At 36.2% G+C, this 24,504-nt stretch carries 21 protein-coding genes and 2 other annotated features; of the genes, 6 read left to right on the top strand and 15 right to left on the bottom strand.

Annotated elements, in window-relative coordinates:
• Position 1 precedes the first annotated feature (1 nt).
• The 5 genes from NSQ92_RS02840 to NSQ92_RS02820 all read right to left on the bottom strand — a co-directional run bounded on the left by NSQ92_RS02840 (position 2) and on the right by NSQ92_RS02820 (position 4,426).
• The gene (locus tag NSQ92_RS02840; protein ID WP_047942763.1) at positions 2–1,039 is read right to left on the bottom strand and encodes a HEAT repeat domain-containing protein; all 1,038 of its coding nucleotides are present in this window, start codon (positions 1,037–1,039) and stop codon (positions 2–4) included.
• 1 nt (position 1,040) lies between these two features.
• Positions 1,041–2,654: a response regulator gene (locus NSQ92_RS02835; protein ID WP_235844459.1), complete on the bottom strand. Its 1,614-nt coding sequence runs from the start codon at positions 2,652–2,654 to the stop codon at positions 1,041–1,043.
• Between the two features lie 292 nt (positions 2,655–2,946).
• Positions 2,947–3,762, bottom strand: a complete 816-nt coding sequence (gene proC / locus NSQ92_RS02830) for a pyrroline-5-carboxylate reductase (RefSeq protein ID WP_341152360.1) — start codon at positions 3,760–3,762, stop codon at positions 2,947–2,949.
• Positions 3,763–3,853: 91 nt separating this feature from the next.
• Complete coding sequence (locus tag NSQ92_RS02825; protein WP_047942765.1) at positions 3,854–4,171, bottom strand: hypothetical protein; 318 nt, start codon at positions 4,169–4,171, stop codon at positions 3,854–3,856.
• A gap of 33 nt (positions 4,172–4,204) precedes the next feature.
• Entirely contained in the window at positions 4,205–4,426 is a 222-nt protein-coding gene (locus NSQ92_RS02820) for a helix-turn-helix transcriptional regulator (RefSeq protein ID WP_047942767.1), read from the bottom strand.
• A 169-nt stretch (positions 4,427–4,595) separates the two neighbouring features.
• On the opposite strand from NSQ92_RS02820, the gene NSQ92_RS02815 reads away from it, so the two are divergent.
• Positions 4,596–4,985, top strand: a complete 390-nt coding sequence (locus tag NSQ92_RS02815) for a helix-turn-helix domain-containing protein (protein ID WP_082138351.1) — start codon at positions 4,596–4,598, stop codon at positions 4,983–4,985.
• 73 nt (positions 4,986–5,058) lie between these two features.
• The gene (locus NSQ92_RS02810; protein ID WP_047942769.1) at positions 5,059–5,481 is read left to right on the top strand and encodes a DUF4395 domain-containing protein; all 423 of its coding nucleotides are present in this window, start codon (positions 5,059–5,061) and stop codon (positions 5,479–5,481) included.
• Positions 5,482–5,522: 41 nt separating this feature from the next.
• Here NSQ92_RS02810 and thrS read toward each other — a convergent pair whose 3' ends face one another.
• Positions 5,523–7,442 carry a threonine--tRNA ligase gene (gene thrS, locus NSQ92_RS02805; RefSeq protein ID WP_341152359.1) on the bottom strand — a complete coding sequence of 640 codons (1,920 nt, stop codon included), beginning with the start codon at positions 7,440–7,442 and terminating at the stop codon, positions 5,523–5,525.
• A 42-nt stretch (positions 7,443–7,484) separates the two neighbouring features.
• Positions 7,485–7,712: a binding site (T-box leader), on the bottom strand.
• A 37-nt stretch (positions 7,713–7,749) separates the two neighbouring features.
• Positions 7,750–7,978 (bottom strand) — a binding site (T-box leader).
• Positions 7,979–8,202: 224 nt separating this feature from the next.
• On the opposite strand from thrS, the gene NSQ92_RS02800 reads away from it, so the two are divergent.
• From NSQ92_RS02800 to NSQ92_RS02790, 3 genes are all read left to right on the top strand, one after another.
• A complete protein-coding gene (locus tag NSQ92_RS02800) occupies positions 8,203–9,234 on the top strand; it encodes a fatty acid desaturase (protein WP_061797771.1) in 1,032 nt (343 codons plus the stop codon).
• Between the two features lie 152 nt (positions 9,235–9,386).
• Positions 9,387–10,520, top strand: coding sequence for a sensor histidine kinase (locus tag NSQ92_RS02795; protein ID WP_047942776.1), 1,134 nt, complete (start codon positions 9,387–9,389; stop codon positions 10,518–10,520).
• Positions 10,517–11,116: a response regulator transcription factor gene (locus NSQ92_RS02790; RefSeq protein ID WP_047942777.1), complete on the top strand. Its 600-nt coding sequence runs from the start codon at positions 10,517–10,519 to the stop codon at positions 11,114–11,116. The genes NSQ92_RS02795 and NSQ92_RS02790 overlap by 4 nt, the downstream gene beginning before the upstream one ends.
• Positions 11,117–11,219: 103 nt before the next feature.
• Here NSQ92_RS02790 and NSQ92_RS02785 read toward each other — a convergent pair whose 3' ends face one another.
• The 9 genes from NSQ92_RS02785 to NSQ92_RS02745 all read right to left on the bottom strand — a co-directional run bounded on the left by NSQ92_RS02785 (position 11,220) and on the right by NSQ92_RS02745 (position 22,787).
• Positions 11,220–12,788: an IS1182 family transposase gene (locus NSQ92_RS02785; protein ID WP_341152358.1), complete on the bottom strand. Its 1,569-nt coding sequence runs from the start codon at positions 12,786–12,788 to the stop codon at positions 11,220–11,222.
• Between the two features lie 190 nt (positions 12,789–12,978).
• Entirely contained in the window at positions 12,979–13,683 is a 705-nt protein-coding gene (locus NSQ92_RS02780) for a hypothetical protein (RefSeq protein ID WP_061797777.1), read from the bottom strand.
• 158 nt (positions 13,684–13,841) lie between these two features.
• Positions 13,842–14,756: a class I SAM-dependent methyltransferase gene (locus tag NSQ92_RS02775; protein WP_061797782.1), complete on the bottom strand. Its 915-nt coding sequence runs from the start codon at positions 14,754–14,756 to the stop codon at positions 13,842–13,844.
• A gap of 318 nt (positions 14,757–15,074) precedes the next feature.
• On the bottom strand, positions 15,075–16,367 hold the full coding sequence (locus NSQ92_RS02770; RefSeq protein ID WP_061797788.1) for an apiosidase-like domain-containing protein: 1,293 nt from the start codon (positions 16,365–16,367) through the stop codon (positions 15,075–15,077).
• A 110-nt stretch (positions 16,368–16,477) separates the two neighbouring features.
• Positions 16,478–17,896 (bottom strand): PTS transporter subunit EIIC, encoded by a 1,419-nt coding sequence (locus NSQ92_RS02765; RefSeq protein WP_053215706.1) that lies wholly within the window; start codon positions 17,894–17,896, stop codon positions 16,478–16,480.
• A gap of 145 nt (positions 17,897–18,041) precedes the next feature.
• Complete coding sequence (glpK, locus tag NSQ92_RS02760; protein WP_061797800.1) at positions 18,042–19,526, bottom strand: glycerol kinase GlpK; 1,485 nt, start codon at positions 19,524–19,526, stop codon at positions 18,042–18,044.
• 12 nt (positions 19,527–19,538) lie between these two features.
• On the bottom strand, positions 19,539–20,504 hold the full coding sequence (locus NSQ92_RS02755; protein WP_047942785.1) for a transketolase family protein: 966 nt from the start codon (positions 20,502–20,504) through the stop codon (positions 19,539–19,541).
• Positions 20,501–21,331 (bottom strand): transketolase, encoded by an 831-nt coding sequence (locus NSQ92_RS02750; RefSeq protein ID WP_445669257.1) that lies wholly within the window; start codon positions 21,329–21,331, stop codon positions 20,501–20,503. The genes NSQ92_RS02755 and NSQ92_RS02750 overlap by 4 nt, the downstream gene beginning before the upstream one ends.
• Positions 21,332–21,350: 19 nt before the next feature.
• Positions 21,351–22,787 (bottom strand): L-fucose/L-arabinose isomerase family protein, encoded by a 1,437-nt coding sequence (locus NSQ92_RS02745; RefSeq protein WP_095258729.1) that lies wholly within the window; start codon positions 22,785–22,787, stop codon positions 21,351–21,353.
• 353 nt (positions 22,788–23,140) lie between these two features.
• Between NSQ92_RS02745 and NSQ92_RS02740 the strand changes: the two genes are divergently transcribed.
• Positions 23,141–24,190 carry a LacI family DNA-binding transcriptional regulator gene (locus NSQ92_RS02740; protein WP_341152357.1) on the top strand — a complete coding sequence of 350 codons (1,050 nt, stop codon included), beginning with the start codon at positions 23,141–23,143 and terminating at the stop codon, positions 24,188–24,190.
• Positions 24,191–24,504 lie beyond the last annotated feature (314 nt).

The raw sequence follows: 24,504 nt of genomic DNA, 5'->3' as shown, positions 1-24,504 counted from the left end.
GCTAATAAACTCCTTTATTTAACCATTCTCTGGCCATATCCTTGGCAAACTTATCCTCTGATTGGTTAACGACTTCAAATAAAACTTCTCTGCCTTTTTTAAAGCTTATGATGGATTCAGCTGCTTGAGATCGCACCCACCAAGAAGAATCATGAAGAAGCTTTACTAACAAAGGAATATATTTATCGAGGCTACTACTCGTTCCTAATAGTTTGGCAACCATCATTCTCTCCTGCCAAACTTCAGAATCTGCCAAGAAAACGTAATCTTCTATATTTCTCACATAGCCAATTGAAGCTATTGCCTTCAAAGCTCTTAATCTGATCTCTTCCTCATACTTCGCGAAAACACTCTCTATAAATTGGACGTACTCTACCTTCTTTTTCATGCTTATTACGTCTAAGATTGCTAATTGTAACGCTTCTCGACAATAATAAAAAGGCTGAATAAACTTCCTAAAACTCTCAGGCTTTAAACGCAGCAGTATACTTCGGTAATTCTTTTCCGTAAGTTCTTCATCCTTATTTATGAGGCTCCAAATGTTTTCAGATTGGAAGGCAGCTAAAATCCGATAAATCTGGATTTTCTCTTCTTTATGACAATTTCTTTTGGATAATCGACTAATCACCTGGTGTTCGATTTCCTTCATATGAAAATCTTCTATTTTATATAGGACATTCATCCGTTTACTCCAATATCTAGACTTTATTTCTTTCCTATATTTATCTATCAAGTAAAACTCAGCAAGTTCAAGCAGCCGTTCTTCCTCCTGTTCTCCCTCTATTCTCTCAGAAAAATCAGTGAGAACCTGTTCTATTGCCTGCTTGTCTATTCTTGTTTGCTTTATATCCTTCAATCTTTCCTTCCCCTCCCGAAGATAGGAAAAGATTGGTCCAATCAGCTGTTTTTTTCGCTCATTAATTTGGTTATCTTGTCTATTCTCTATTATTTTCCTAATGACTAAATAAGTTAATAAGCATAATAGCGTAGCAAATAGGATAATACTAATTATTTGTAATACTCTTATCTCTTGTTCCAAATTAAATCATCCTCATAATTAACCTTGTTATTCTTGCCTGTAACTCTTTAATACTGAATGGTTTTGTAACATAATCATCTGCACCTAACCGTAACGCTTCAGCAATATCATGTTCACTTTTTCTGCCAGTCAACATTAAAATATGAGCATTATGCTGATAAGACGTCTTTTTAACAATTTGCAGGAGCTCGAGTCCATCCATTACAGGCATCATTCCATCCAAGATAAGAAAATGCATCCCATTCTCTTGTAATCGCTTGGATTCTAAAAATTGCATCCCATCTTCATATTCTGCGACATTTATGGTAAGGTTATTTATTTCGATGGAATCCAATATATTTTTTAAAATAGAACGAATGAAGGAATCATCATCAACAATCGAAATATTTAATAATTTTTTATTTGATGCTTCCTTCCTTTTATTAGCGCTTCGAATACAAGCACGTCCATCTTCCTTGGCTAAATAAAGCGCCTCATCTGCCTTCTCAATTGCTTTATTTAATGGTATGTCATTTGAAGTGACTTCAAATACACCAGCAGAAAAGCTCAAAGAAAATTTGCCACCATTTTCTTCGAATTCTATTCCTGAAAAACGCTTAAGCATCCTGTTTAATACATCGATAACTTCAGATTCTCCCGCTCGTTGAAAAAGAATGACAAACTCTTCGCCACCAAAACGAAAAAGTGTATCTGTGGTTCGAATATTTGTTTTCAAGAATTGGGCAAAAGCTTTTAATACCTTATCGCCTACAACGTGACCATATGTATCATTGACTCGTTTAAAATAATCAATATCTACAATAGCAATGGTACCAGAAGTTTTGGTCCGAGCTGTATCACTAATAAAACGAGTATAAGAATCCTTTAAAAACTTGCGATTATATACTTCTGTTAATTCATCAATTAATACAGACTGGTCAAAGATTTTCTTTCGCTCGATATGTCTCTCAATTCGAATCAGAAATTCTTCTATATCAAGCGGCTTTTCCATATAATCATCTGCGCCCTTCTTATATGCAGCTATTCTCTTTTCTCTTGAATTATCAATACTACATATAACCTTTGGAACAAATGAGTGCTTCGTATGCATCTGAATATCATCTAGGATATCTAAACCGGTTTTAAATGGCAGGTTCATATCAATAATGATACAATCTGGCTGCATACTGTAAAATTGCTCAATCGCATTCTCCGCATTAGAATTTGCTATTACCATCCAGCCTTTACGCTCCATCATTTCCTTTAAGAAAATCAATAAAGAAACATCGTCATCAATTAGCTGAATAAGCGGTACTTCAATATCTCTAAAGTCAGGAATTTTATTAATATCTTCGTGAAAATGCTCGTACTCTTCACAAATATCAAGTAATTCACTTAAAAAATTCTTTAGCTCGGATTGTGCCCAGTCTCCTTCTCTTTCTTCCACCTTTGTCATTAATCCCGAAACTAAATGAAATAACAAATCCAAATCTAATGTACCAGAAGTGCCTTTAATCGCATGCAATAACCTATAAACTTCCTCATTTTTAATGATCTCTGCTGCTTGTTTATTTAACAATTCATTTAACTGCTGTGTCATTCTTGTAATAAATATTGCCTTATATTTATCCAACACTATAAATCCTCCCGACTACTTTAACCAAATCATTAAGACTGTTTTGATATTTTTCCCGACATATAAAAATTAATCATAAACATTTCATCCTAAATATTAGGAAAACCAAAAGACTGCGCACAAAAAAACAGACCAAAAAACTGGTCTGATTACTACAATAAATATAACATTTCGATAGATGTGTATAATTAAATTACATTTTTCTTCATTATTAATTTTTTCTTTTATATTATATAAAAAGAAAACAAAATATAATAGAGAAACATTTCCTAATTTCTACTTTTATTACTTGTTAATTTTCCTTCTTCATTCTGCGATTTTTACGATCACAGCTTTCCATTGCTGCCAAAATTGTCCCTCTAAATTGATTTTGTTCCAATGCAGTAATTGCTTCAATTGTCGCTCCACCAGGTGTGCATACTTCATCTTTCAATATTCCTGGATGCTTACCTGTTTCTAAGACCATTTTTGCTGCTCCTAAAACAGATTGAGCAGCTAACTTGTAAGCTTTCTCTCTCGGTATTCCACTGCGAACGCCACCATCTGCCAATGCTTCAATAAACATATAGACATAGGCTGGGGAAGAACCGCTAATCGCAGGAATATAATCCATTAAGCTTTCTTCCACGACTTCCACTTGCCCAAATGCTGTAAACATTTCTATTATAAAAGCAATTTCCGGCTCTGTAACTCTTTCATTTGCACAAAATACAGTCATCCCTTCTCCTACAAGAGAAGGAGTATTTGGCATGGAGCGGATAACCTTTGCATTTTTTGATAACTGTGATTCTATGTATGCCATCTCAATTCCAGCTGCGATTGTAACAATGATTGTTTCATTCTTCACATAGGAGAGAATTTCTTGTAAGACCTCTCCATATAAATGTGGCTTTACTGCAACAATAAGTATATCTGCAAAGCTTGCTACTTTTTTATTATCTAATGTCGTTTCTATTTGAAAGGTTTCCCTTACCATTTGCGCGCTTTCCGCAGATTTCGTACTAGCCAAAATATCCTCTCTACTCAAAAAAGAAGACTGCAGCATTCCATTTACCATTGCTTGAGCCATTTTTCCACAGCCAATGAAACCAACTTTTCTTTTTTCCACTCTGATCTTCCTCTCATGTTTGTCCTTTTACTCTTACATAGTATGAGAAGAAAATCAACAAATCTATCTAAGCTGTTTAGTGTTTAGAATATTAGCACATCATTTTCGGACCATTTTTTCTTTGATAATACTGCTTAATTTGATCAATTCTGATTGCTTCTTCCATACATAAATTCCCTTTATCTGAATGAAAAGACAATAAACTAATACCATATTCGATTAAGGAAACAAGAATAATCTCCATTTCCATTCCATCCAGTCTCAAAATACTGTCATTACTGGTTGTGACTTTTTCCTTTACCATTTCTAAAATGAATAGAATTCCTCTGGATGCATTTCGTATACTAAAATCCAATGCTTCTTTTATTAATAAAAGATTTTCCTCGGTTACGTATATTTGCTCCTTCACTTTAAGCCTCCTAATTCACTTGAAATTCTATCCTTATCTCGAACATCCTTTAACCTCTATATAATCTGGAAGAAAAATCTCATCTGGTGTTTTGGAAAAAATACTAGATATCTGTACTGCTTGCTCATAAGATAATCCTCGTTTGCCATTTTCTATTTGCCAATAATAAGACTTTGTAATTCCTAACTTATCAGCCATCATCTGATAGGTATAGCCATATTGCTTTCTTATGATACGCAGCTTATTCCGATGCATTTTTTACACCTCATCTTCCCCATTCTCATTTTTTTCCTTATTAAAATTATACGGTAAACAAGTGGTTTACTTCAATATATAATTCCGAATTTGTTAACAAAAATTCATTATTTACTGTTAGCTAAACGTTAACTTATAATAGAAGTAACGAAATTAGGAGCTGGTTTAGATGAATTTTCCAGAAAGATTGAGACAATTGCGGAAATCTGCCAACATTTCTCAACAAACGCTTGGGAATGCAATGAATGTAACAAAAGTATCTATCTCAGGATACGAAACAGGTAATCGCAAACCTGATACAGACACCTTACAAAAATTAGCAGATTATTTTGATGTAAGCACTGATTACCTCCTAGGACGATCAGAAGCAAAGGAAACTAGAGCTAGCTATCATAGTAAAGTATCGGATAATAGTATGACGAGCGAAGAAGCAGAGCTGCTAACTCAATTGCAGAAATACCCGACCCTATATAACCATCTTATTAACAACCCTGAAAAGACAGTTTCACAGTTATATAGGCTCTGGCGTTTCTTGGAGGACGAAAAGCAAAATAAATAAGAGCTTCTTAACTTAACAAATTTCTTATAAGAGCGTATAATATACATAATTCTTATAAGAAAGGTTGGTTTTGATGACTAATCTGCTCAAAACAATTCCAGTACCATTAGTCCGAACAAATCAATGGACTATTTTTCTATCTGTATTACTTAGCTTAGTTTTTCAGCAATACTGGATCATGCTAATTCCACTTCTCGCAGGGCTCTGTGGATTATTATTCCAATGGAATCCTATTATGAAAACAGCGAGTATATTTCTTAAAAAACCCATGAGAGAATATCATCAAGAGGATTGGGAGCAGCAGCAATTTAACCAAATAATTGCTGTAATATGCTTGGCAATAGGTTCCCTTTCCTTTTTCTTAGATTGGAATGTTCTTGGCTATATCTTTTCTATTATGGTCGGACTTTCTTCGATTATTGCCATACTTGGTTTTTGTATTGGCTGCTTTATCCGGTTTCAATGGAAAAAATATCAGTATAATCGGAGCTTATAACACGAAAGGGATTCAATCAAAATCGATTGAATCCCCGTTTTTTATAAGCTTCTTTCTTTTATCTGCTTTCCGATCATTTGTTTAAATGCTTCTAAAGAAACTCCTTTTGACTGCTCTTCTCCATATTTTCTCACATTTACAGCATTTTGTTCTTTTTCTTTATCCCCTAATACAAGCAAATAGGGAATCTTTTGCATTTGTCCTGCACGGATTTTATATCCTAATTTTTCATTGCTGTCGTCTATCTTTACTCTTACTCCTGCTTCTTTTAAAACTGATTGAACTTCTAGACAATAATTTAGATGAACATTGGATACCGGAATAATTTCCACCTGTATTGGAGCAAGCCAAACAGGAAAGGCGCCTGCAAAATGTTCAATTAGTATGCCAAAGAATCGATCAAGCGACCCATAGATAGCACGGTGAATAACAACTGGACAGACTTTTTCATTGTTTTCGTTAATATAAGCTAAGTTAAAGAGCTTCGGCATTTGAAAGTCAAGCTGAATTGTTGCACATTGATGGCTTCTTTTTAAAGCATCCTTTATATGAAAATCAATTTTCGGACCATAAAATGCACCATCGCCTTCATTAAGAATATAATCTATTTCTAGCTGTTCTAAAACATTTCTTAATGCTCCCTCTGCTAATTCCCAAATGTCATCCCCATCGAGCGAATCATCCGGTCTAGTAGAGAGCTCTACAGTGTATGCAAATCCAAAAGTACGGTAAACTTTATCGACCAATTGAAAAATGCTTTTAATCTCTGCTTCTATTTGGTCTTCTCTTACAAATAAATGGGCATCATCCTGGCAAAACGTACGAACACGTAACATTCCGTTTAGTGCACCACTATATTCATGACGATGTACCTGCCCAAATTCTGATAAGCGAATCGGCAAATCGCGATAGGAATAGAGACTATTTTTGAAGATAAGCATATGTCCTGGACAATTCATTGGCTTTAACGCAAATTTTTGTTCATCCACTTCGGAAAAGTACATGTTTTCATGATAATGATCCCAGTGGCCAGACTGCTTCCACATTCGCTCATTCATCATCAAAGGAGTTCTTACTTCTTCGTAATCCGCCCCGCCTTGAAGCTCTCTTGAAAATTGTTCTAATTCATTGCGGATGATTTGTCCTTTTGGTAAATAAAACGGCATGCCAGGTGCTTCTTCTGAGAACATAAACAGCTCCAATTGCTTTCCTAGCTTCCGATGATCTCGTTTTGCTGCTTCTTCAATCATTTCTAAGTACTCTGCTAATTGCTGTTGACTGGAAAAGGCAACACCGTACACACGCTGCAATACTTCCCTATCACTATCCCCTCGCCAGTAAGCACCAGATACACGCATTAATTTAAAAGCTTTAATAAAACCAGTCGAAGGGAGATGAGTTCCACGACATAAATCAATAAACTCTCCTTGCTGATAAAGGGAAATCGATTCATTGCTTGGTATAGTCTCTAAGAGCTCCAATTTAAATATCTCTTCTTTCTCTTCAAAAAGCTGTTGCGCTTCCTCGAACGATACTTCTTTGCGAGTAAAAGGAAGGTTTTCCTTGATAATTTTCTTCATCTCTTTTTCAATGGCTTGCAAATCATGGGAAGTTAAACTGTGAGCGAGTTTCATATCATAATAAAAACCATCCTCTACCACTGGTCCAATTGCTAACTGTACATTGGGATACAATCGTTTTATCGCTTGTGCCATGACGTGGGCACTGGAATGGCGCATAATGGATACACCTTCTTCCGAATCTATTGTAATGATAGCTAAATGTACATCCTCTTTTATTTGATGGCTCATATCTACAAACCATTCGTCATTAATCTTTGCTCCAACTGCTTTCTTCTTTAAGCTAACACTAATAGACTCCGCAATTTCTGCGACTGTGCTTCCTTTTGGATATTCCTTCTTACTCCCATCTGCTAATACTACCTTAATCATTTTGTTCACTCCTTATCATTTTTTGGTACAAAAAAAACACTCGTCCCTATTGAAAGGGACGAGTGTTTTCACCCGTGGTTCCACCCAAATTCCCATAAAAAAACACAGTGGTTTTCTTATGGCTTGGTGCAGTAACGCTGCATACACGATATTGACTACTTCTCGTTCACCAATATAGCTCAAAGGTGGTAAATTATTTTCCTTTGCTAGGAAGCTCACACCTATCCTTCCCTCTCTGATAACAGTAAAAATAATTCATGTCCTTTTCATCGCATATTATGAAATTGTAAAAACAAAAAACGCACTCATCCCTAATGAAAGGGACGAGTGCGTTTACCCGTGGTTCCACCCAAATTCCCATGAAAAATACACAGTGTTTTTCATGGCTTGGTACAATAACGTTTGCATCTACGGTATTGGATACTATCAATTCCCCAATACGGCTCAAAGGTGGTAAGATACTTATTCTGCGTTAGGAAGTTTTCAGCAATTCTTCCCTCTCTGGAAACCGAAATAGTAGCTCATGTCCTTATCAAAGCTTTTTATAATCAATTTTTTTTAATATTCTATTACAAAGTAAAAAATTATGCAACCTTATTTTTTATTTTATTTATCTCTTTATGCTTTCTTCTTTCATTTACAAGACTTTTTGAAGCGAGAAAAATCGCTATATGACAAATGTCATATAGCAAGCATGACATGTATGTCTGCCAATTTAATTGATACATAATTATACTATAGATATCCATTAAGAGAAGGGAAATTAAAAATGAATATAAAAAACTTAAAACAATTAAGAACTGCTGTAGCGCCATTTGAGAAATCCACTGTAAGAATTAGTGTCTGGCAGCTTGCCAACACCATTTTACCCTTTGTTTTACTTTGGTTTGCTGCATTTAAAAGCTTAAGTATTTCTTATCTGTTAACCCTTGTGTTCGCCATAGCCGCCGCAGGATTTTTAGTAAGGATTTTTATCATTTTTCACGATTGCTGCCACTTTTCTTTCTTTAAAAACCGTAAAGCTAATAAGGTTTTAGGAACAATTACTGGAATCTTAACCTTATTCCCCTATAGCAAATGGCAGCATAGCCATTCTATTCATCACGCAACAAGCAGCAACCTGGATAAACGAGGAGTCGGCGATTTATGGATGATGACGATAGAAGAGTACGAGAATGCCTCTTTAATGGTAAAAATCCAATATCGTTTATACCGTAATCCGTTCATCATGTTTATACTAGGACCAATTTATGAATTTCTTTTAGCCAACCGCTTCAACCGTAAAGGAGCTAGATTGAAGGAAAGACTAAATACTTATATAACGAATATGGCGATTGTATTATTGGCTGTGCTTCTTGGCAGTACGCTTGGCTGGTCATCTTTCTTGCTTGTACAGCTGCCGATTTTTCTTATATCCGGCTCTGTTGGCGTATGGTTATTTTATGTACAGCATACTTTTGAAGACACGTACTTTGAAGAAGATAAAAATTGGGATTATGTAAAGGCTGCTGTAGAAGGAAGCTCCTTCTATCACCTTCCCAAATGGATGCAGTGGCTGACTGGCAATATTGGCTATCACCATGTCCATCATTTAAGTCCGAGGGTTCCTAATTACAACTTAGAACTAGTCCATAAACAGACAGAGCCCCTGCAAAATGTTCCAACAATAACACTTGCAAGCAGTCTTCGCTCTTTAAAGTTTCGTTTATGGGACGAAAAGGACAAAAAATTTATCAGCTTCTATGAATGGAAGAAGCAAAAGAAATCCCTTTCCATATCTGCAAGATCAGAAATGCAATAAATAAAAGCTTCTATCAGTCAGGTCCACTATCTTTAAAGCAAAAAGATTCCGTTTGCTTTAAGCAACTATCTGAGCAGCAATTAGGCCATTAATTGCTGCTCCATTATGTTAAAATGAATAAATAACAGTCAATAAAACGAGGTTAGAAACTGATGATGAAAAGATTAGAGGTTTTAAAAAAAAGCACGGGGATCTCTCCTTATATTTGGACATTGCTGACCATTCTGCCATTTTATTTCATATTCCATGCCTCTTCTGCAGTTGATGTAATATCAGGCATCATCCTTACCATTTTATTTTTTATTTTTTATAGAATTGCTTATCTGTCAAAAGGCTGGACAATCTATTTATGGCCGTCCTTATTAATCGGAATCTCCACCTTTGCTATTTATACATACAGCTATGTGTATTTTTCCTTTTTTCTTTCCTATTTTATTGGCAATATTAAAAAGCGGATTCCTTTTTTTATCCTTTATTTTATCCACTTGGCAGTTACTACATTTGCCATTTACTTCAAAATTATAATAGGTGATGCCTTGCTGATAAAGCAGCTGCCTTTTGTACTGATCATCTGGTTTGGCGTAATTTTATTGCCATTGAATATCCAGAACCGCAAAGAGAAAGATCAGCTGCAGGAACAATTAGAAGATGCGAATAAGCGTATTTCACATTTAGTGAAACTCGAAGAAAGACAGCGAATTGCCAGAGATCTTCATGATACTCTCGGCCAAAAGCTATCTCTTATTGGTTTAAAAAGTGATTTAGCAAGAAAACTTATCTATAAGGACCCAGAACAAGCCCGCATAGAATTGAAAGATATTCAGCATACTTCTCGATCTGCGCTGAACGAAGTCCGAAAAATGGTCTCTGAAATGCGCGGCATACGATTAAAAGACGAACTCCTTCTTGTCCAAAAAATATTAGGTGCGGCAGAGATAAGCCTGACATGCGATATAGCTTCCAATCTAAGAATTTCATCGATTGCAGAAAACATTATCAGCATGTGTCTAAAAGAGGCGGTTACCAATGTGGTTCGACATAGTAATGCCACCGCTTGCTCTATAAGCATCAGCCAGAACAAAAAAGAAACAATCATGGAAATTAAAGATAATGGAAGCACTCCTTTTCAAGAAGAAAATATGCACAAAGGAAACGGACTAGCGGGCATGAGAGAAAGATTAGATTTTATCAATGGTACTTTAGAAATTAGTGCCGAGGAGGGAACCATCGTAAAAATTGCGGTTCCACGTGATGGAAAAATAATAGAAAAGGAGGAATTAATATGATCCGCATTGTCATTGCCGAAGACCAGCGCCTGCTTTTAGGTGCTTTAGGTTCATTGCTTGATTTAGAAGACGATATCACGGTTGTGGGCAAAGCAAACAATGGAGAAGAAGCCATTCAGCTAGTCAAGGAAAAGAATCCAGATATTTGTATAATGGATATTGAAATGCCTGCAAAAACAGGCTTAGAAGCAGCGGAAGAACTTATGAGCCACCCTTGCAAAGTCATTATCTTAACTACTTTTGCAAGATCTGGTTATTTCCAGCGCGCATTGAAGGCTGGCGTATCTGCCTATTTGCTCAAGGACAGTCCTAGCGACGATTTAGCCAATAGCATCCGCAGTGTAATGGAAGGAAGAAGAATTTACGCACCAGAATTGGTTGATGATGTTTACAAAGAAGAAAATCCTCTTACTGAACGGGAAAAAGAAGTTCTGATGCTTGTTGCGAACGGCAAAAACACAAAAGAAATCGCCCAAGAGCTCTCCATTAAAACAGGCACTGTGCGAAACTATATCAGCATGATCCTCGATAAACTCGAAGTAAAAAACCGCATAGAAGCCATCACTAGATTTAAGGAAAAAGGATGGTTTAAATAGAAAAGAGGCTGGGACATAACTAGCCTCTAATAAAGAGAAAGGTGAATTTGAGGGGACTCAAATTCACCTTTCTCTATTTTTTCATGTTAATTCTTCTATTATCTTAGTTAATGGCAGTGAATTTTCTTAAATTCACTGCCATTAACGCGAGACCCATTTCGTTTTCCACCTTCGATTTTCCTCGTACAGAAAATCGAGTGAAACGCAAATTAGCCTTCAAGAATCCAAAAACTGGTTCCACATCGGTTTTGCGTTTTCGATAGATGGCACTCGTTTTCTCTTCTGAAAGCTTCGCTCTCACATATTCTTTTTGCTGTTCCCATTTTTTGTTCACCATTAGTTTTCGATTGTTTCCTTCTTTTGCCTTGGTACATGATGAGCGGAATGGGCATCCTGAACAGTCTTCGCACTCGTAGATTTTGAAACTCCTTTGGAAACCTGTAGCGTCCGTTCGGACAGAATGATATTGAAATTCTAAACGTTTCTGATTAGGGCATATATATGTATCGGTTTCTTGATCATATTCCCAGTTATCAGGATTAAATGTATTTTGTTTGTACTTTTTCTTTTGTTCCTTCAAAAACATGTTATATGTTATCAGTGCTTCTCGGTTTCTGTTTGAGAGAATATCACTAAAGTTTTGTTCACTACCATAACCTGCATCTGCAACAATATGTTTCGGTAACTCGAAATAATGTTGCTCTATCTCATCTAAAAATGGAATTAACGTACGTGTATCTGTTGGGTTTGGAAATAAACTATAAGCAAGCGCATATTGACCTTCCGTTGCGATTTGTACATTGTAACCAGCTTTCAATTGCCCGTTTTTCATATAATCATCTTTCATTCGCATAAATGTCGCATCTAGATCTGTTTTAGAATAGCTATTACGTGGTCCAAAGATTTTAAGATCCTGTTGGTACTTCCGTTTTCTCAAGACAAAATCAATCAACTGTTTACGCACTTGTTTCGGGTATTTTCGTTCACTTCGTAAGGCTTTTCGTTCAGTAACGTCTGAAGATGCTTCCATTTGTTTATCATATTCGGTCACTACTTCTTCTACTTTTTGAACCATTTGAGTGAGCTCTCCAAATGATAACTGTTCATCACTTTCCCGTTCAATTTGGGGGATGATTTCGTTCTCAAGCAACTCATTGTACAACTGGTTTGACTTATCGATTAAACTCTGATGAAATTTCTCAATCGCTTTCTTCCAGACAAACGTAAATTTATTCGCATTCGCTTCAATCTTTGTACCATCGATAAATATCGCTTCTTGATCGATCAGTTTTTCTTCAATCAATTGGCAGCGAAATTGGATAAAACATTGACGGATTAAATCTTTTACTTCTGGTTGAACACGAAATCGGTTAATTGTACGATAGCTTGGTTCATACCCTTGAGCTAACCACATCATACGGATACTGTCTTTTAATAGGGCCTCCATTTTACGCCCCGAAAAGACAGATTGAGTGTAGGCACATAGAATAATTTTAAGCATCATGCGTGGATGATAGGCAGGACAACCTTCATTTCGAAGAAATGGTTCAAACGCTTCTTGAGGGATACTTTCCACTAAATGATGGACATGGAAGGCAATATCATTATTTTGTAACTTTACTTCTAAATCTAAAGGTAAAACGATTTGATTCATGGTATAATCTTTAAACATAAGGACACTTCTTTCTGATTAGATTTTGTGTGGTAACTTAATTTTATCAGAAGTTGTCCTTATTTTTTATTGTAAATAAGCAAAACGGTGAAATTTTACTTGTCGTAAAATTTCACCGTTTTTTTCGTCTGAGAGGAGGGTTTTGTCCCAGCCTCTTTCTATTTAAAGTAGATTTCTAACCATAGCCAATTTACTGAGCAAAAAACTCAGGCAGTTGACCTTCACGTTTATCGAGCATAATCTGTTCCGGCTTGATGCCCTGTTCACGCAGTACTTCAATGTTCTGTATCAAGAAGTCATCACTGCCAACAACATAGAATAGACCATCCTTGTCTGCAGCTAAATTTTTCACTTCTTCATAATAATCATTACGGTTATCAACAAACTGGGCTTCAAACTTTTTGTCAGGTACAGATGTAAAAATATCTGTAAATAAAAAGGCTTTTGATGAATCAATATTCAAAGAATGAATGCGAGTGACGTTGTCAGCGCGGTCGAAATAATCCAGTACAATCGGTCGAAAAGTTGCCAGTCCAACCCCTGATGACAGTAGATAAACATTTTTGTTTTCTCTTTTAAGCGGTAAGTTTGAATGTGTTTTAAAGATAGCGACTTCATTTCCGACTTCAAGATTTCTTAAAATCGATTTAAATTCTGAGCACTGCTCTCTGATACGCGTTGTAATTGCGATTACATTTTCGTGTGGTAAAGAAGAGATAGACATATGGCGAATCAAACTGCGGTTTGGTTTGTCTCCGGCATTGAAACCTCTCAAAGCGAAATGGGTGTGGGAACCTTCTTCCCATGTAAAGTCTTGCGGACGGTCAAGCAAGTAAGTTTTAACCTCTGGGTTTTCCTCAATAATCTTATTTATTTTCGTCCAGTATATTTGCATGCTATATTCTCCTCTACGGTAACAATATTGTACTATCTACTATACAACAAATGATAATTATTCTCAATTAAAAAGATTACTTTTATAAAGAAAAGCAAAAATCCTTACCCGCCTATCATAAATAGGAACAGGTAAGGATTGGTAAGATTAGAACATAATTATTTTTTCACAGCATGTATATAGTGAATGGTTTCAAATGCTTGCAGGTTATCATCCCGATTAGAAAAAAACTGCTGTTGAATTTTTTGTGGTGATAGATGTTCATAGATTAATAATTCCTCATTAGCAAGTAAATCTTCTAATTCTGCAAGAGAAGCAGCAAACTTCATTGGTTCTCCGGCAGCTTGTGCCATCTGGACCATATTTTGCACACGATTAAAAATACCAGGTTCTGTAAACAAACCCTCATCGGCAAAATCAAAAATAATCGAACTTCCTTTTGAAAGGTCTTTAAAGAAGCCATGCAGCAACTGCTGAAGCACATCTTTTGTTAAATAATAAGATACCCCAAGTAAACTAAACACTGTTTTCTTAGATAGGTCCAATCCTGCCGCAGCTAGTTTTTCTAACGAAAGCTCTTTCGTGAAATCCATTGCTACAAACTTTAAATGAGCAGGAATTTCATAGCCCGCTTGCTCTAACCGTTCTATCTTAAATTTCTGTGTAGATGGGTGGTCAACTTCATATACAGTAACATTTGGTAATGTATCGTAACGCCAAGCAAAAGTATCTAAACCTGCACCCATAATGACATATTGTTCAGCCCCAAGCTGACATTCGTTCCGAACAACATTTTCTGCGTAGGCCGCTCTAGCAAGTGGTGTTGGTGATAGTTGAATTTGTGTAACCCACTTTAATATTGCGTCCTGATCACCTTTTAATTTTTCAGCCATTTCAGAACTAAAAAAAGTAATGCCATTAGACATATTTACTGCAATGGCTTGATATTCTTCTGGTGATAAGAAATCTTGCGCTATATAATCATTGAATATAATCGGGCAGTCCTCTTTCACATGATATGCTCGACTAAATGCTGAAATTAAAGAAGTTAAACTTGATTCATTATTCTTCATCGCTAACACCCCAAAAAAAAGATTCCCCCCTGGCCAGGAGAATCTTATTATATCAGCAATGTTTATTATTGTGAATTATAGCACAAATTGATTTTTTTGTCAAATATTTCAACTTATCTCATAACTATTTTCCAGGAAATACCTTTAAAACAAAAGACGTAAATAAAAGTGCGAATCTCATATACTACATGGATTTAGACACTTCTTTTAGTACTGACCTTCTCATTCCCAAACGTAGACAAGGGCTTTTCCAAACAATAGAGTTTTGTTTAGCATTTTTTATACGCCGTTTTATTCCTAACTCTCAAAACTATCCCATTAGCTTCCCAGCTTTTTCTCCCCAATAATTACAACATCTGCTTCAAAATTATGCATTCCAATAACGGTTATATTATCTTTAAAGGAAACATCCGCTTCCGCAAATCTTCTTTGCTCTAAATCTATTATGGTGAATTCATAGTTTTCTAATAGCTTATTTAATTTCAAGGTAGTGTTAACTGGCATATAAATAGCTATCTTATTTAACCCTGCAGTACTCGCAACCCTAATTTCTTCTGTATTTTTTAACACAATATCCAATGGCTGCAGATCATGGAGACTAAATAATTTAAATAAACTTTTTGCAAAAGCATAATCCCACGCACCTTCAAATTTCACTGCGTCTCTCCAATCAAAAGGCTTATCAAATGCCTCACCAACTAAGCCAAATCCTTTCCCTTTCTTGTGCCAGCTCCATATACCATGGGCTCCGTATGTAATCCCTGCTTCTGCTCCTGATAATAAACTTTGCCACGCTGCTTTTCTCACATCAAATCTAGTAAATCTTCCGTATAAATTTCTGCTATAACCCATTTGCTCGTAACATGGTTCTGAATTAATAGAAGGTCTTTTTACCGGCTTATTACTAAACTCTTCTGCGAGCTGGTAAGACATACTTTGAAACTGAATATTATGACCAGATTGAAACATATAAAAATCCAAATTATCACTATATAGTAGCTCATCAGGTATTTCCATTAGCCTCCCTCTAACATGTAAAGTAGTTAAACATTGAGGACTTAACTTTTTAATGGTATTTAAGGCTAAAGAATAATAGGTAATAGTAAGTTCAGTTGGAAAATCAGTATCCCCACTTACTAAATAAATAGGATTATACTTAGAAAATTTTCCATCGACGTATGTTACATAATCCTCAACTACATCTAAAGGCATATTATTCACACTACTAATTTCTGACCCCCAAGTTTCTGGTACATAGTTGCACCATAATAAAACCAATGCAGGAACAAATCCTTTCTCAACTGCCATTTGCACCATTTTTTCTGCTCGTTCAAAGTATGCTTCATTTCTCTTGGAAAAATCGAATGATCCATCCTCTTTATATTCAAATGGCTTCATATTTAACTCAGTTTCACTCGCATCCCACTGTTGAAGAATATTAATTTGAAGTACATTAAATCCTTGAGTCTTTCTAAGCTCAAGATAATCATTCCACTCTTCTAAAGCTGCATTAGTAAAGGCACTCCAAACCGTATCTGCCAGGTAAAAAAACTTTTCTCCATTGGTTGTTTCCAAGCATTTTTTATTCTCCGCAACTCTTAATTTAATCAATTGATTCCCCTCCAAATTAAATAGTAAAGAGAAAATAGTTTCATTACTATTTTCTCTCTCGACTCTGTTAAATCGCAATTCTATTACCCTACTAAATCCATTTTATATGATTATAGATTACTGTCACTGGTTACTGCAGACTTCTCTTTCGCTGGTTTAGTACTCACTTTTTTGGAATAGCCAAATAAGAAAGTAAGTACAAAAGCAGTTACTAGAGCTGCAAGCAACGAAACAGCAAAGCCATAAAATTCAGAACTGATTCCGTCCGGATCAATAAACATCGGTATCCCAAAAACTCCCCCTGATGCAAATCCCCCATACATCTTCGCACTAAAGAAGCCGGCAATTGCACCACCAACGCCACCGCCGATACACGCCATAATAAACGGCTTCTTCAGTGGTAAGTTAACTCCATAGATGGCAGGCTCTGTAATTCCTAAAAATCCTGAGATGGTGGCAGTGGTTGATAACGATTTCATTTTTGTTTCTTTTGTTCTTAAGGAAACAGCTAAAGCCGCTCCAGTTTGAGCAAATACAGTACAATACAGTAATGCATTTATAGGATCAAATCCTAATGTAGTGATATTATTGATAAATATTGCGATAAAGGCCCAATGCAGTCCAAACATTACTGCAATTTGCCAAATTCCCGCTAATAGTAATCCCGCAATAACAGGGCTTAATGAGTATACAGCCATCGCTCCCTTAGCTAATAATTCACTTGCATATACAGAAACTGGTCCAATTATAATAAAAGATAATGGAACAATTATGACAGTAATAAATAAAGGAACAAAAATCAATTGCAATGATTTAGGAATTACTTTCAGCAGCACTTTTTCTAATTTAGCTGTTAAAAACGAAGCTAGTATGATCGGAATAACCGATTGCGTATAATTCATAAGGATAACGGGAATCTGAAGAAAACTTAATGCTTCCCCCGCATTATAGATTTCAATCATTGTCGGATAAACAAGAGCCGCACCAATAGTTGCTGTAATATAAGAATTCGTTTTAAACACCTTACCAGCTGAAAATCCTAACAGGATAGGCATAAAATAGAAGAATGCATCAGATGCGGCGAATAAGATCTTATATACTCCCATTTCTTCATCTATCCATCCAACCACCGTCAGCGCTACCAAAAATCCTTTTAGAATCCCAGCAGCTGCCATCGCTCCCATTACAGGCATAAATATACCAGAAATAAGGGACACAAATTTGCTAAACAAACCTTTTTTTTCATCCGATTCTTCCGCAGCCTCTACATTTTGAGAAGTTCCTCCCCCAATTAAATTGACCACTTCTGCATATACAATAGGAACTTGATCACCAATCACTACCTGGTATTGCCCTCCGCTAATAACCACGGTCATAACACCATCCATATCTTTGATGACTTCAGTATTTGCAAGTGATTGATCCTTCAGATTAAATCTTAACCGTGTTACACAGTGTATAACACTATTGATATTTTCTTTCCCGCCCACCTCTTGAACAATCTTCTTAGCAAGTGCTCCATAATTCATTTTTTGGCCTCCAATCAACATTATCCTAACTAGTTAATTAAATAACATGCATTTAAAAATTGGGGATACAACAAGAACCTCAAATAGATTGTAAGAGCATTCACCTCCCTTACATAAATTAAAAGCGCATTCATTTACAATCTTCTTAGATTAAGAGAGTGTGCACTGCTTTCATCCATTCCGCATAATACCGCTCGCTCGTTTCTCTATCCATTTTTGGGCTATAAATACGTTTTTCATTATTTAACTGAGATATTTCTTCAACTGATTTCCACATATTCATTCCAAGACCACCAAGATAAACAGAACCTAGTGCTGACAGCTCAGAAACATGTGAAACAATGACTTTGACTCCTAATAAGTCAGAAAGAAACTGCATTAGAAATTCGTTAGCTGTTGCACCGCCATCCACCCTTAACTCTTTTACCACTACGTTTGTTTCCTTATATATTAATTGAATAATATCTTTTACTTGGTAAACGATACTTTCTAACCCTGCTCTTACTAGATGTGACTTGTTTGTGTTTCTGCTCATCCCAGTAATTCCTGCCTTTGTATTGGGACTCCAATACGGTGCACCTAGTCCTACAAAAGCAGGAACTAAGTATACTCCTTCATTATTATCTAGTGTTTCTGCCAATATCTCGGCTTCTTCAAAAGTTGTGAAAAGAGTAAGATCCTCTTTCATCCAGCGGATAATATCACCGGTTGTATTAATAATCCCCTCTAAAGCATAGTGAACATTGCCATTGAATCCCCAAGCTATTGAAGTAACTAACCCTTCTTTTGCTTGAACATATTCATTTGTATACACCATTACAGAAGTACCTGTGCCAAAAGTAGCTTTTGCCATCCCCTTATTAAAACACCGCTGCGCAAATAAAGCTGCTTGTGAATCGCCTATTACTCCCGCTATCGGCACCTTATGTATTAATAGTTCACTGTCCTCGACCATTCCAAATATACGATCAGAAAAATTTACTTCAGGGAGCATTTCCTTTGGTATTTCAAAAATCCTCAGTAATTCATCATCCCAACATAAAGAGTGAATATTAAATAAAAGTGTTCTACTTGCATTCGTTACATCTGTGGCGTGAACCCTTCCATTTGTCAATTTCCAAATTAACCAGCTATCAATTGTCCCAAGTAGAATCTCTCCCTTTTCTGCTCTTTTTTTGAGACCTGGGACATTTTCTAAGATCCATTTTGCTTTCGTTGCCGAGAAATATGGATCTATCTTAAGTCCTGTCTTCGCATGAACCTTTTCTTCACAGCCCTTTGCTTTCAAAGAAGAGCACATAGACGTCGTTCTTCTGCACTGCCACACAATCGCGTTATATACCGGCTCACTCGTATATTTATCCCAAATAACAAGAGTCTCACGCTGATTCGTTATTGTAAGGGTCTTCATTTTTCTCATTAAAGATTGATTTGAATCAACAATACTATTTATTACTTTCTTCACATTATCATATATCTCAATCGGGTCATGTTCCACCCAACCCGACTGAGGATATAGCTGCTTATGACTTGTCGTTTCTTTTGCAATGATAGAACCCTTTTCATCAACAAGTAATGCTTTTGTGCCAGAAGTACTTTGATCTATTGCTAGGATGTAACTATCGCTCATCGCTGTCTCCTCCTATTGACCAAGTAATTTTCTAGCGATACTTGAAATATTCTCAGGACTAATTCCATAATGTTGAAATACTTCTTTCGTGGTTCCAGCTACTGCTGGTTCATCTGGAATTCCTATTATTTTCACGGGAACAGGACATTTATTGGAAGTCACTTCTGAAACCGCAGAACCAAGCCCGCCATATATGCTGTGTTCCTCGATTGTAATGATGTATCCCGTTTCTTTAGCTGCCTTGATAATCGCTTCTTCATCTAGTGGTTTTATCGTATGCATATTTAGGACCCTGCAGCTAATCCCTGCTTCCTTTAGCAAAAAGGCAGTATCAAGCGCAACACGTACCGTCTCCCCAGAAGCAATAATCGTTAAATCACCGCCCTCATGCATCGTAACAGATTTGCCAATTTGAAAGTCGTACTCATCACTTTGATAAGAGTCTTCTACTGGATTTCTACCAATTCTCATATAAACAGGTGTATCATAATCCACTAATGCTTCAATCATTTTTTTCGTTTCATGACGATCAGCCGGCATCATAACATGTAAGCCTGGTATCGCTCTTGTCACCGCTAAATCTTGGACAGAGTGGTGAGACATTCCAAGCGCTCCATAGCTGATACCACCGCTGATTCCAATTAGTTTCACATTTGTTCTTGAGTAAGCGATGTCCACTTTAACCTGCTCTATACTACGCATACTCAGAAAACAAGCTGGAGAAGCAACAAATGGTATTTTTCCAGAAGCAGCCAATCCCGCTGAAATCCCTACCAAGTTTTGTTCAGCAATTCCTACTTCCACTAACTGTTCTGGTAATGCATCTGCAAAAGGAACCATCGAAGCCGAACCTCTAGAATCACTTGTTAAAACGAGAATGTCCTTATTGTCCATTGCTAAATCTAATAAAGTATCGCTTACCACTGTCCGGTTTGCAATTTTATTGCCAGTATTTTTTTTTAGTATGACGTTATTCATGCTAATACCTCCAAACGCTTAGAAAGTTCCTTCATTGCCAGTTCATATTCTTCTTGAGATGGAACATGATGATGCCAGCCAGCCTCATTTTCAGCGAAAGAAATTCCTTTTCCCTTAATTGTATTTGCGAGTATAATAGTAGGCTTCCCTTCTGTCTTCGGGATTGAATGAAAGACTTGCACTAATTCAGCTATATCATTGCCATCCACTTCGATAACGTCCCAGCCAAAGCTCTCCCACTTTTTATCAAGAGGTTCATTGCTCATTACATCATCTGTACTGCCCGTAATCTGCAATCGATTTCGATCCACTATTCCTACTAAATTATCAAGCTTATATTGCGATGCTGCCATAGCGGCTTCCCACACAGAGCCTTCCGCGAGCTCTCCATCACCCATTAATGTAAAAACTCGATAATCCTTATAATCCATTTTGGCCGCTAATGCCATTCCTACTGATATGGATAAACCATGTCCTAATGCACCGGTATTCATTTCTACGCCAGGAACTTTATTGTTTGGATGCCCGATAAGTCTTGTATTGAATTTAGAAAATGTCTTTAATTCTTCTTTCGGAAAGTAGCCTTTATCCGCTAAAACAGCCCAATAGGATTCAACAGCATGACCTTTACTCTGAATATACCGATCTCGTTCTTCCCAGTTTGGATTAACTGGATCATTCTTCATTACCTCATAGAAAAGAACGGTTAAGATATCTGTATTGGATAAGGATGAACCGGTGTGGCCAGTGCCAGCCTCATAAACCATATCAATCACTGTCATTCTAATTTCTGCGGCTTTTCGTTCTAATTTTTTTATATCTATCATAATTATCTCCTCCATTGCATCAATAATTTATGTCACTGCCTCGCAGCCATGCGCGAATTTCCTCTTCAGTTGGATCAACTGGGTCGGGAGTCAATCCAGGAATATACTGACATGCTTCATAGATTATTGGTATTACATTGGCATGAATGCCTGTAGAATGGTGAATATATGGTCCCTTCACTAATTTTTCTTCCCAAAGCGGCCAATCATTTACTTCAACCCACACGTAGGAGCCTCTTGAATAAGGTCCTTCTATCCCTCTTGCCTTTCCTAAAAAGATGGAATATTCCCCATTATCACCATCAAAACGAGCAATGGTCATTTCGCCGCCTTTTATTTCTCCTTCATGTGTACCAGGTGAATGATCATCAAATAAAAAGTGTTTATTCAATTGCGGTTTTTCTTCCACACTTAAAGAAACCGGGAAATTACCACAATGGAATAACAGTTCTCCATTTGGATTTTCGGGATGCCTAATCGTAATGTCCGCAAAAAAGGTTGGCAATGTATTTAGTGTTGCTGCTTGCACCATGATTGAAGTAATTGCGCCATGAATATCGGTTTCACAAGTAACAGGTATTTGCTCATCTGTCAAAATCGCATTTGCAAGGCAGGGCATAATTCCAATAATGTCTTGCAAAGTGGACCAGCATTGAATAGCAATAGCAGAACTGCCTGTTTCTTCCGCGTATTGCTTCATACCAACTTTTAGTGCAGCAATCCGACGAACATCTTCTTCCTTAACCGTACTCCAATCAAGTGTTTTTTTAATATAAGCTACTGCTTGCTCAAGTTCAGCGCCGCCCTCTTTTTCAATCTTAAGTGTTTTCTGTTTAATTTGATCTAAGGTAATCGGATATATTTGAATTCCGAATTTCTCTAACAATTCTCCTTCATTACAAATGACCGACCAAAAATCAGAAGGTCTTGTGGAGATTTGAAGGATTCGAAGTTTCCTAAAATGCTTAACAACATTTGCAGCCCCTATAAAGTTTTTAAAACCCCTCGCAAAAACTTCAGAGTCAACACTACTGTTTGTTATGTAAGTAAATTGGACCTTAAACCTGCGCAATACTTTTCCTGTCGCAAAAATTCCACATTGCGTATCCCGCAGTCTCATTCCATTTTCCAAAGGAGCTTCATCTCTAGGTCCCCAGATTAATACAGGCTTATCGATAGCCTTAGCAATTTTAGCAACAAGATCTTCGGTACCGAAATTACAATGGGGAAAGAATAATGCATCAACATCTTCCCTTTTAAATCGTTGAATGATTGCCTGTTCATCTGCACGGTTATATAGTAATCCTTCTTCATTGATTCCTTCTAAATCCACAATCTCCATATCCAAGCCGAAACTTCTTATCTTCTCTTTTATTAGTTCTTTATATTTGTAAGCATCCTCTTTACTAAACACGAATCTCCGTGTTGGCGCAAAACCTAATTTAAACTTTTCCATGATATTCCCCCAATTGACATTCACTACTAAACTTTCTAAACTATCCTAAACTTTTCTAAACCGTTATAAACTATACAATTACATAATAAGTTTTGATTTATTTCTCGGTATTAGATTAACACCTAAACTAAATTAAAGTCAATAATTTTATATAAACTTTATTTATTTTTTATCATTTTGTAAACGTTATTTTTAGTTAAGTTTAGTTAAATCGTGTAAAAAACCCTAATAAAATAAGCATTATAGTAATCATTTAGTAGTTTTCTAGTTTGACACAACTAAACTTTTTAACTAAACTAATATATGTACTCATTGGAAAATTTTTATTTACTTATATAGGGTGGAGGATTTAAATGAAGATAGATGATATTGCACAAATAGCGGAGGTATCCAAATCAGCTGTTTCTTTGGCGTTAAATGGAAAACCCGGTGTTAGTCAAGAAACGAGAGAAAAAATATTAAAAATCGCAAAGGAAAATGGCTATAACCCAAGAACTTTTTCAAAAGGGAAAAATACTTCTCCAACTAAAATATTTCGTTTTGTAGCATGTACCCATACCGGTATCGTTACCGAACAATATCAGTCGCAGTCTTTTTTTATGGAATTAATCAATAATATTGACCAGTCTATCTCATCAAAAGGATATTCCTTAATCATCTCCTCTATAAATATAGATTCGCTCGAGCAAGAAATAACGAATCTTGAAATGCAGCAACAGTCTTCTGGTATATTGCTGTTAGGGACCAACCTGACTGAAGAACAGATTAAAACCGTTTCTAAGCTGCAGCCAAATTTAGTTGTTTTAGATACTTGTTTTGAAACTTTGGATATTAACTTCATTGTGATGAATAATATCATTGGCGCTTACCAAGCGGGGGAATATTTGATTGAGTTAGGTCATAAGGTAATTGGATATGCAGAATCGGTTTCACGCATGTATAATTTTGATGCGAGGAGAAAAGGATTTCAAAAAATAATTAGTGAAAATGGATTAACCATTAAACCTGAACATATTTTCAAAATGTCTCCAACCGATCTTTCTGTGCAAGAGGATTTCAAACAAAATATAATGGAGTTAAAGGATAACCTACCATCCGCTATATTTTGTGAATGTGATTACATGGCGATTAGTATCATTAAATCACTCCATGAATTAAATATCCATGTACCGGAAGACATATCCATCATTGGATTTGATAATATTGTTGAATCTCAAATTGTCAGCCCAGAACTCACAACTATTCATGTCAAGAAAGACAAGATTGCATCACTAGCTGTTGAGAAGCTTATTCGAGAAATAGATGAAAACGAAGAAGATAAAATGAAAATATTTATAGATACAGAATTAGTGAAACGGAAATCTTGTGTAAAAGTTCCAAATCACAAAACGATACTAAGCTAATAACTAAAAGCAGAATCTAATTAGACTCTGCTTTTATTATATTTACGACTATCAAACTCCAGAATACGAAGAGAAACCTCCATCAATCGGCAGTGTCATACCGGTTATAAAGATTGAATTTTGTAACAGCCATACAACGACATTATCACATAGAATTGACAGCCCAATGTATCAAACCTGTCATTATAAGCAATAACGCCATAAAGAAGGTGATGTACAGCATAAGTCACTTTATAATGTTTATTTCTATTATTTGCTTATACATTACAAACCCTGGCACAATCGATATCAGCCATACAATCATTCCTTGAATG

The organism is Niallia sp. FSL M8-0099, assembly GCF_038006945.1.
In the GTDB taxonomy this organism is placed as follows: domain Bacteria; phylum Bacillota; class Bacilli; order Bacillales; family Cytobacillaceae; genus Niallia; species Niallia circulans.
This window is presented reverse-complemented; position numbering and strand designations above follow the sequence as displayed.

Bases quoted from the DNA above. Each gene is read 5' to 3' on its own strand.
- NSQ92_RS02820 (WP_047942767.1), bottom strand. From the start codon at position 4,426: ATGCATCGGAATAAGCTGCGTATCATAAGAAAGCAATATGGCTATACC.
- NSQ92_RS02815 (WP_082138351.1), top strand. From the start codon at position 4,596: ATGAATTTTCCAGAAAGATTGAGACAATTGCGGAAATCTGCCAACATT.
- NSQ92_RS02810 (WP_047942769.1), top strand. From the start codon at position 5,059: ATGACTAATCTGCTCAAAACAATTCCAGTACCATTAGTCCGAACAAAT.
- NSQ92_RS02800 (WP_061797771.1), top strand. From the start codon at position 8,203: ATGAATATAAAAAACTTAAAACAATTAAGAACTGCTGTAGCGCCATTT.
- NSQ92_RS02795 (WP_047942776.1), top strand. From the start codon at position 9,387: ATGATGAAAAGATTAGAGGTTTTAAAAAAAAGCACGGGGATCTCTCCT.
- NSQ92_RS02790 (WP_047942777.1), top strand. From the start codon at position 10,517: ATGATCCGCATTGTCATTGCCGAAGACCAGCGCCTGCTTTTAGGTGCT.
- NSQ92_RS02785 (WP_341152358.1), bottom strand. From the start codon at position 12,788: ATGTTTAAAGATTATACCATGAATCAAATCGTTTTACCTTTAGATTTA.
- NSQ92_RS02780 (WP_061797777.1), bottom strand. From the start codon at position 13,683: ATGCAAATATACTGGACGAAAATAAATAAGATTATTGAGGAAAACCCA.
- NSQ92_RS02775 (WP_061797782.1), bottom strand. From the start codon at position 14,756: ATGAAGAATAATGAATCAAGTTTAACTTCTTTAATTTCAGCATTTAGT.
- NSQ92_RS02765 (WP_053215706.1), bottom strand. From the start codon at position 17,896: ATGAATTATGGAGCACTTGCTAAGAAGATTGTTCAAGAGGTGGGCGGG.
- glpK (WP_061797800.1), bottom strand. From the start codon at position 19,526: ATGAGCGATAGTTACATCCTAGCAATAGATCAAAGTACTTCTGGCACA.
- NSQ92_RS02755 (WP_047942785.1), bottom strand. From the start codon at position 20,504: ATGAATAACGTCATACTAAAAAAAAATACTGGCAATAAAATTGCAAAC.
- NSQ92_RS02750 (WP_445669257.1), bottom strand. From the start codon at position 21,331: ATGATAGATATAAAAAAATTAGAACGAAAAGCCGCAGAAATTAGAATG.
- NSQ92_RS02745 (WP_095258729.1), bottom strand. From the start codon at position 22,787: ATGGAAAAGTTTAAATTAGGTTTTGCGCCAACACGGAGATTCGTGTTT.
- NSQ92_RS02740 (WP_341152357.1), top strand. From the start codon at position 23,141: ATGAAGATAGATGATATTGCACAAATAGCGGAGGTATCCAAATCAGCT.